The organism is Gammaproteobacteria bacterium, from assembly GCA_013696315.1.
Taxonomy (GTDB): domain Bacteria; phylum Pseudomonadota; class Gammaproteobacteria; order JACCYU01; family JACCYU01; genus JACCYU01.
The window spans coordinates 1-8,409 of record JACCYU010000207.1 but is presented as its reverse complement, the minus strand read 5'-3'; the positions used below and the strand labels follow the sequence as shown (position 1 = coordinate 8,409).

Sequence of the window (8,409 nt, the reverse complement as noted above, 5' to 3'; positions counted from 1 at the left end):
GGTGTAAAGCATGCCCTGTGCCGAGAGCCGCGAACGCGTACAGCTGCGGCAGAACGGCTGCGTGACGGACGTGATAATGCCAAGCTCGCCGCCGCCGTCACGGTAACGCCAGCGGCGCGCGACTTCGCCGGGATAATTGGCGTCGATCGGCTCAATCGGTAACTCGGCGTCGATCATGGCGGCCACTTCGGCGGCTGGCAGCACCTGATCGTGTCGCCAGCCGTTACTGTTGCCGACGTCCATGTACTCGATAAAACGCAACACATGTCCCGTGCCGTGAAAGAAGCGCGCCATGGGCAGGATGCTGTGCTCGTTGCCGCCGCGCTTGACCACCATGTTGATCTTCACCGGCGAGAGCTCGGCGTCGGCCGCGTTCTCGATAGCCTCCAGCACCCGTCTGACCGGGAAATCGACATCGTTGATCGCCATGAAAGTGGCGTCGTCCAGCGCGTCCAGGCTGATGGTAATACGCCGAAGCCCGGCGCGCCTGAGCGCTTTTGCCTTGTCTCGTGTGAGTAGTGAACCATTCGTGGTCAGACTGATGTCTTCGATGCCTGACAGCGACGCCAGCCTTTCGACCAGCGTTTCCAGCTCACGCCGCACCAGCGGTTCGCCGCCTGTCAGGCGAAGCTTGCGCACACCGTAACTTGCAAACAGCCTCGCCAGCCGCTCGATCTCCTCGAAGCTCAACAACTGATCGTTACCCAGGAACCGATGGCCGACTCCGAATACCGATCTGGGCATGCAGTAGGTACAGCGGAAGTTGCAGCGGTCGGTGACCGAGATCCGCAGATCGCGCAGCGGCCGGGCTAGGGTGTCCGTCAAGTGGCTGGTGTGGCCTAGCATAAAACGCCTGGTGGTTCAGCCGGGTTGCTTTTTGACGAACAGGCTTTGCAGGTTATTGAGGCCCGCATCGTAGATGTCGCGAATCGACTTTTCCGCGTCGGACGTTGACGTACCGGCCGCGGGCGCGAATTCGCTGGACCATTCTACACTGCAGCCATTGCCCGAATCGTCCTTGACGACCCGCAGTTCAGAGACGTAATTGGCGACCGGCAACGGACTGTCGACGATCGAGTAACGGTACTTGAAAGACTCGTCATCGATGCGCTCCAGGCGCTCGACGATGGTGCCGCCGCCAATAAGACTCAGACGCCGCACCGATCCGCCTTGCTCCAGCTCGCTCTTTTCTACCGCTGGATGCCAGTCGGCGAACGACTTGAACTGCCCGATCATTTGCCACACCTGTTCGGCGGGCACGTCCAGATGGGTCGTCGAATTAACCTTGGTCGGCTCGGCGGATTTACTTGGTTTACTCGATTTAGTTGCCATGTTCTTACCTCTATCTCTTTATACTTGTGGGACAAGTGACGCGGGATGAAAATTCATCCACCGCGGCGGTGAATGTACAGATCGAAGCGGCGCAAGCACGCATCCGCCTCACTTCGCGTGTAGCCTGCGAACTGGAAGGTAACGACGGTTGCCGGCAATGTTACCGGCGCCAATACGCGTTCGCCCTAAGGATCGAGTCTGACGCGCGGTTAACGCATTACACATAGTATAAGCGTAACGCCTTTGCGCTTGTAGGGTTTATCGCGGAAGGCTCGCGCGAAGGCATCGCGTTCGCCCCCCTCGACAGCTTGGGGCTCAGGGCAAGCTTTGCGGCGTATTCACCAACCGCGGTGGCCGACTTAACCAGTTGTCAGATCGATGCGCCGGATCGCTCTGTCACCGCATACCGGACAATCCGGATCTTTCGGCAGCCGCACCGCGCGCATGTCCATGCTGCGCGCGTCGATCAAAAGCAGGCGTCCAGCCAGGATATCGCCGAAACCCAACAGCACTTTGACTGTCTCGATGGCCTGGATGCATCCCACCAGCCCTGCTACCGGACCCAGCACGCCGTTCTCCGCGCATGAGCCAGCGGGTTCCTCAACGTTTCCGTACAAACAGTGATAACAGGGGCGGTCGGTGCGATCGAACGGGTAGACCGAAACCTGGCCTTCGAAGCGAATGGCGGCGCCCGAGATTAGCGGCGTGCGGGCATCGAAACAGGCCTGATTGATAGCGAAACGCGCCACGAAATTGTCAGTCGCATCGACCACCGCGTCGACCCGACCTGTCCCGCGGCTCAACGTTTCCGTATTGAACGTACTGGCTAGCCCCACGACAGAGATTTCGGGATTCAGCGCCCGCAGAGTCGCGCGTGCCGACTGGACCTTCGATGTTCCGATACGGTCTGTGGTATGGACGATCTGTCGCTGGAGGTTGGAAAGCTCCACCTTGTCGTGATCCATCAGCAGCAGTTCGCCCACCCCGCTGGCGGCAAGATACATGGACACGGGCGAGCCGAGCGCGCCCAAGCCGACGATCAGCACCCGCGACTTGAGTAACCGCGCCTGACCCGCGATATCGATTTCAGGCAGCATGATCTGGCGGCTGTAGCGCAGCAGCTGGTTGTCATCCATGGATGACCACCATTTTTGGGGTCAGCGGATTCACGGTCAGGGAACGCCCTGATAGTCCGCGTTACAAAGGGGCGGCCGCATCTGCTGGAACTGGGGCTGCCCGTGCGCTTCGGCCATATAAATGCGCTGGATGGCGTAGGCCTCGCGTTCACGGGCGATCTGATCCGCACAGGAATGCGAATCGTACTTGCCGCTGAGATGCTGGAGATAATGCACAAGCTCATGCACCACCAGGCTGCGCGCGTCGCTGCGCTCGTCGCCGCGCATTCGCTCATCGAGGTAAACTATGCCCGCGTCATTATACCAGCCGATGGCTTCACACTCCTCGCCGCCGCAGGCCTCGGAAACAAAAAACGCATGCGGCTTGTATTCAAGCTCGGGGGAATGCTCCGGGTCCGCATAGCCGGAAAGGAGCACTGCCCAGCTCAACAAAGCAGAGAGGGTCGCCATGTCCATAATGTTTCTCCAGTAAGGATACGTTTCAGTTGAGGGCATAGAGGCACGGCAACGGCATTGCTTTCACATCGGGCTTGACGGGCGCCAAATCTGCGTAAACTATAACGCGGTTCCGCGTTTTTGTATCTACGCGTTTTATATGTCTATTAACGATGGGCGCCAGCCGTGCAGATGTGACTGACACAGCGTTTTCAGCTCTGATTTTCCGCTGCCGGCGGATTACCTGCTTTATGCTCGTCGTCGTTTGCCTGCCAGCGTGCGCGCCGCCTCGCGGCCATGTCCAGACGCCGATCATCCACGCGGAAACGCGCACCAAGACCTTCGAGAACGTTGTATTCGATCTGGAATTCGCCATCACCCAGCGCAACTTCCGGATCACTGGCCGTAACGACATCGGCCGCGGAATCCGCGCGCGGGGCGTAAAAGACTTCCCGCAGGCGTTGATCATCCACTTCTGCAATCTGACCCTTGCGCAAGAGGCGCTGGAGCTCGACCCCTTCTTCATCACGCACATGCCCTGCCGCGTGGCCGTTTACGATCATGGGGAGCGCATCACTGTTACGACCACAAGCCTGCCCGAGGACTCGGATGACCCGCGGGTCAAGACGTTCTCGCGCAAGCTGAATGTTATGCTGCGCAGAATATTGAACTTCGCGGTGCGATAGTGCGGTCATGAAGGTATCGAAGAAATTTATTGCGCACGGGGTCGCGCTCTTGTGCTATACGGTGCCGCCGGTACTGGCCGGAAGCGAAGCCTGCCCGCCCGAGCGAACCTATGTGCCAAGCTCAAAAGAGGCGCCGGACGCAACTCCGCACGCCAGCGGCATGCTCTGGAAAGTAGAACGTCGCGGCGCGCCCGCCAGTTATCTTTTTGGCACTATTCATTTGCAAATCACCAGGCTTCCTCCCGCTGTGGCGCTCGCGCTGGTGAAAGCGGATCGTTTCGTCGCCGAGACCGTATTGCATCGGTCTGCGATGACCTATTACAGGCGGCAGATGCTCTCGACCCGGGCGCCGAACGTGGACTCGCTATTCGAGCAACCGTTCCGCAAGTGGCTGCTGGACCTGCTGGTGGACTATGGCGTCGACCGACAAACGGCCTTACGGCTAAAACCATGGGCGGCTTTTAGTTTACTGTCCAGACCCATACCCACGGGCGCCCCGACACTCGATCAAGTGCTGGAAACAATGGCGAAACAGCGGGAAATACCAGTGCGCGGCCTGCAGACGGTCGCGGAGCTGGTGGCCGCGCTGGAGAATATCCCGCTATCCCACCAACGCGAGATTGTGATGGATACGGTATGTAACCGCTCGCTGATCGAACAGCAGGCGCGGGCGCTGACGGATCGCTACTATGACCAGGATTTGAGCGGCATGCTGAAAGTGAGCATGCGCTATGAGGCCTCCAATGTCGCCGTATCGCGAACCTTCAGCGAGCGCCTTCTGGACGACCGGAGTCAGCGGATGCTGAAGCGTCTGGGCCCGTATCTGACAGCGGGCAACGCCTTCATCGCGATCGGTGCACTACACCTGCCGGGCGAAGAAGGGTTGCTACAGGGACTTGAAGCGCAAGGCTACCGGGTCACCCCGGTTTATTGATCGCTGTTTTTCTCCTGCACTTTTGCGTACCCCGGAAAGAACGAATTTTCCAGGACATAAGTGGCCGCGCGCGACCAGGCTTCGTCGGTATTGCCGCGCATGTCCACCGATACGCCCACGACATCCTCGCCAGCCGGCACCTTGCGCAACGCGAGGTTCATATTGAGGATCAGGTTGCTGACCTTCTGCACCCAACCGACCAGCACATAATCGGCATTCACGGTCTCGCCGATGCGCATTTCGCACCCGTTGCAGTCGTGCAGGTACACCTGATTCTCTCTTAACTGCCCGCTGATCCGCGCAGCGGCCTTGGTGCCGACGACAGTAAAAAATTTCGAGTCATCGAGTTGCCGAGCAATCTGCCGCATAGTCCTTTCAAGGCGCTTCTGGTCGGCCTTGCTGGAACTTGGCATCATCTCGCCCTGCAGGCTGGTGTCGAGCAGATCGAAATCCGCCACGGCGACAGTAGCTTCGCGACTATGCGCCGCAAACGGTAAAATCAAAAAGGCGCCCAGGAGCAGCAGGCGGGCTTGACGAAATAGCGATGGTCGAATGTTGTGAATCATTTTAAGCTCTCCGTGTGGGCCAGTGGCTCGACGGCGCCGAGGGTAACAACCTCTTCCAGCAGCGCCTTAGGCGCTTCCTTTGAAGCCTGCCTGGACTCGGCGGGTACTACGCTACGCAGTTGGTAAACCTCTCCCGGCACCGCGTCGGCCAATAAAAATACATAGAACTTGTCCGCGTACGGCTCGATTTGCGCGCGGCGCGGATCGTCCCGATAAGGTGTAATCCTGATCTGGCTGCCATTGACCGTCCGGCCCTCATATTCGAACGTGACTGGTTTTACCGTGGCCTGATTTTCCAGTGCCACCTTGATGGCCTTCTGAAAATACAGCCAGGAGCCTTCCGTGCGCTGCTCCATGTCATTGACATCACGCTGCAGGAATATCGAAATAATGGGATTGCCTTGTACATTGGAGATGGGCGCCATGTACTGGTTGCGCGCGCCGGTGAAGTAACGGACCTCTGCCCTTTTGTCGCCACTCTCCACTTCTGGCGATAGCGTTATATCGATGCTGTCCTTATAACCATCTTCCATCGGGCCGCGCTTTTCGAATGCGTAGTGCAGGACAGAGGCACCCCGCACGTTGTCCAGATGTCTGCTTAGAAACAGCAAAGTGTTCGCCTTGGAAAACGTATCGTCTGACTTGGCTTGGACAAATCCCGCGAGCAGGCTGATTGCCATCAGTGACGCGATGATGGTGACGGCGATTATGCCCCGTCTTTTATATGTGGACACAGTGCTTATCGATACAGTGTCTATCGATCCGGAGACACTAGTCATCATCATCCTCTTTCACCATATCCTCTTTGGGAATCTCGACCAGAGGTACGTTGTATTCGGCGAGCACTTTGTGTATCTGATCCTTGTTCTCGGCGATCAAGCGCTCGATGGTCTGCATCCATTCGTCCTCGCCATAACGCATGCCCATCGAGATGCCGTAGTCGAAGCGGATGCCTTCCGACTGCAGCGGGAGTACCTCCAGGTTCGCGGACTTGTACTGTTGCGCGTAATAGCCGCCGATCGGACCCCACACGAGGGCCGCGTCGATCTTGCCATCAGCCACGTCCTTGACGATTCTCCCCGGCGTCACCATGCGACTGCCGCTCTGCGCGCGATAAGGTTCCAGCTGCGCAAGCAAGCCGTTTTGTTGCAGCCATGCCGCGCCCGGGCCCACGTCGAATGTCCCGATGCGCAAAGTCCTGTCGTCCAGCGCCTTCTCGATTAAATCCTGCGCCGATTCGAGATCACCCAGTTTTCCATCCCTGGGATACACCAGCGTGTAGGTGGAAGCGTAGTAAGGTGTGGTGGTCGTCCCCACGTCCAGGCTGGTGGTGCCCATGACGATGTCGCATTGATAGCGTTTCTCCTGCTCGTTCCAGCCCTTGAGGGTAAGCCGGTCGAAGCCCATCTGCTGCGGCTGCCAGTAATATTCCACCGGCAGATCCAGCTCTCTGGCCATCAATTCCGCGATTTTGTTCTCGAAACCACTCTCTGCCCTGTTGGAAAACGGCAGGTTATGAGGGTCGGCGCACACGCGAAAGACAGCACGTTCATTCTCACTGTCCGCTTGTTCGCCCGCCGCTGTGGCGCCCAGCTGGCCTCGTGCGGAGGCGCCCTGGTTACCAGATTCGGAGGGTTCTCGGGGTTCGGCGGTGTCTTTACCGCTTTCCGCTGCCGGCTCCTTGCCTTCTTCCGATTCGGGTGTACACGACGACGCAGCGACAGCGAAAATCATGGCCGCCACGATGCTCACCCGCGTCATGCAGTTGTTAACCTTAGGCCCTGCTTTCAACATATTTCTTAACCTTTAGGTGCGATGACAAAGCTACGAAAGCGATATGCGACCTGCTCACCTGCGGCGCACCAAACCGTTTTATCTGGCGCGTGCTCGGACCGCGTTTATAGCGGCCGATTTGACATTCTGGTTGGTGTTCGTGACTTGAGTATGAATGTAGCCGCGGGTCGCGAAAACTTCCGCGACCCGCGATCTGCCGAGATGATTCCTCGCTGGAGCGTGTAATCTAGTAAACCGCTCGCTATCGCTCGGGGCGCGATCAGGTCACTCCCATCCGCTATACTTCTTCTTCTGCCCGCCCAACTCTTCCAGCTCACCCGTTATCTTGCCGTCCTTGACAGCCTGCAGGTATGACCAGATGTCCCCAATGTAGGGTTGGATATTCGGATCCTTGCCGAACGCAGGCATAGTGCCGAAGTCGCCTGTCATGCCATTGGTGACGACCGTTTCGAAGACTACGTAGTCCATGCCCTGAAGCCTTCCGTTTCCAGTGGTCAGGGCCGGGCCGCGTATGGCGCCCACGCCTTGCGCGCCATGGCACAACCCGCAAGTGCCCTCGAAGCGACGCTGGCCTTCGTATGTACTGCTATCTACCATACAAACGCCCTCCGAGCACTTGACGGTGTATGGTTTGTCACCGCCGCCCGCGTAAGCCGCGCCGACAAATGACGTGGCGATGAGGCCGCCAAAGATCATGGACATGTTGAACAGCTTTTGCATACTAACTCCGCTATTTTTGTGTGCGTTAAACAAGTGAGTCGATGGGACCGAACAAGCATGAACCCACGTATTTTAAGCAACGAAGCACCATGGAGGTTCAATCGCACCAATCAATTACCTCAGCATCAATAAGGTACATCAGCATCAAGGTACATCAGCATCCATCGGGCGCCGCGTGCTGAGCCAGTCGCGCGTCCTGCGGGTTGTGGGCTTTTCAGTCGCAGTAGGTACCGTACTGTTACACCGTTGAAAGAAGCACGTAACATGCCACCGCCATGGGGTACCGTATAGAAAACTTACACGCCGCAACATGGATTGAACAAAAAGTAGTGGGATGTTTATTCACCGGCGCATTTAGCGTCTGATCAGCGTTACAATGACGTGACAAATGCACCCTCTTAGTTTCAATCGGATATCACCGACCCATTAAGCTCCGCTCGTTAAACCCCGTCATTCACACTAAAAAAGTCAAGGAAACGCACACATGACCCGTAAGTTTCAATCGACCGTCGTGCGCGTATACGTCCCATACAAGCCGGCTTTTATCGCGGCCGCGCTGATGTCGTCGCTGACGGCGCCGGCATGGACTGCCGAGTGGGATCGAGCCCGGGTAGACAAAGTTCTGGCCGCGTCCAGCCAGGAATCTCCGGCGGATCTGATCAACCAGAACCTGACCGATCTGAACCTGTCCGGTGTCGATTTTAGCGGCGCCAACATGCGGAGCATCACATTGAATGGTAGTAACCTGGCTGATGCCGACCTATCAGGCGTTACGCTCGATCTGGCGATAGCGCCGGGGGTCAATC

11 protein-coding genes are annotated in these 8,409 nt (G+C 57.8%); 3 read left to right on the top strand and 8 right to left on the bottom strand.

Annotated elements, in window-relative coordinates; genetic code table 11:
* The 4 genes from moaA to H0V34_12140 all read right to left on the bottom strand — a co-directional run.
* Positions 1–846 (bottom strand): GTP 3',8-cyclase MoaA (moaA, locus tag H0V34_12155; GenBank protein MBA2492410.1); only part of this gene is annotated, 846 nt, incomplete at its 3' end.
* Positions 847–861: 15 nt separating this feature from the next.
* Positions 862–1,332, bottom strand: coding sequence for an SRPBCC family protein (locus H0V34_12150; GenBank protein ID MBA2492409.1), 471 nt, complete (start codon positions 1,330–1,332; stop codon positions 862–864).
* Positions 1,333–1,691: 359 nt separating this feature from the next.
* Positions 1,692–2,468 (bottom strand): molybdopterin-synthase adenylyltransferase MoeB, encoded by a 777-nt coding sequence (gene moeB, locus H0V34_12145; GenBank protein MBA2492408.1) that lies wholly within the window; start codon positions 2,466–2,468, stop codon positions 1,692–1,694.
* A gap of 36 nt (positions 2,469–2,504) precedes the next feature.
* A complete protein-coding gene (locus H0V34_12140; protein MBA2492407.1) occupies positions 2,505–2,924 on the bottom strand; it encodes a hypothetical protein in 420 nt (139 codons plus the stop codon).
* A 230-nt stretch (positions 2,925–3,154) separates the two neighbouring features.
* Between H0V34_12140 and H0V34_12135 the strand changes: the two genes are divergently transcribed.
* Positions 3,155–3,589, top strand: a complete 435-nt coding sequence (locus H0V34_12135; protein MBA2492406.1) for a DUF302 domain-containing protein — start codon at positions 3,155–3,157, stop codon at positions 3,587–3,589.
* 7 nt (positions 3,590–3,596) lie between these two features.
* The gene (locus H0V34_12130) at positions 3,597–4,523 is read left to right on the top strand and encodes a TraB/GumN family protein (GenBank protein ID MBA2492405.1); all 927 of its coding nucleotides are present in this window, start codon (positions 3,597–3,599) and stop codon (positions 4,521–4,523) included.
* Here the strand turns inward: H0V34_12130 and H0V34_12125 are convergent.
* The 4 genes from H0V34_12125 to H0V34_12110 all read right to left on the bottom strand — a co-directional run bounded on the left by H0V34_12125 (position 4,517) and on the right by H0V34_12110 (position 7,603).
* Entirely contained in the window at positions 4,517–5,089 is a 573-nt protein-coding gene (locus tag H0V34_12125) for a DUF3280 domain-containing protein (protein MBA2492404.1), read from the bottom strand. The genes H0V34_12130 and H0V34_12125 overlap by 7 nt on opposite strands.
* Positions 5,086–5,823: a hypothetical protein gene (locus H0V34_12120; GenBank protein ID MBA2492403.1), complete on the bottom strand. Its 738-nt coding sequence runs from the start codon at positions 5,821–5,823 to the stop codon at positions 5,086–5,088. Before H0V34_12120 ends, H0V34_12125 begins: the two co-directional genes overlap by 4 nt.
* A gap of 37 nt (positions 5,824–5,860) precedes the next feature.
* Positions 5,861–6,850: a quinoprotein dehydrogenase-associated putative ABC transporter substrate-binding protein gene (locus tag H0V34_12115; GenBank protein MBA2492402.1), complete on the bottom strand. Its 990-nt coding sequence runs from the start codon at positions 6,848–6,850 to the stop codon at positions 5,861–5,863.
* A 297-nt stretch (positions 6,851–7,147) separates the two neighbouring features.
* Positions 7,148–7,603, bottom strand: coding sequence for a c-type cytochrome (locus H0V34_12110; protein MBA2492401.1), 456 nt, complete (start codon positions 7,601–7,603; stop codon positions 7,148–7,150).
* 484 nt (positions 7,604–8,087) lie between these two features.
* On the opposite strand from H0V34_12110, the gene H0V34_12105 reads away from it, so the two are divergent.
* A partial coding sequence (locus tag H0V34_12105; GenBank protein MBA2492400.1) for a pentapeptide repeat-containing protein occupies positions 8,088–8,409 on the top strand: 322 nt, incomplete at its 3' end.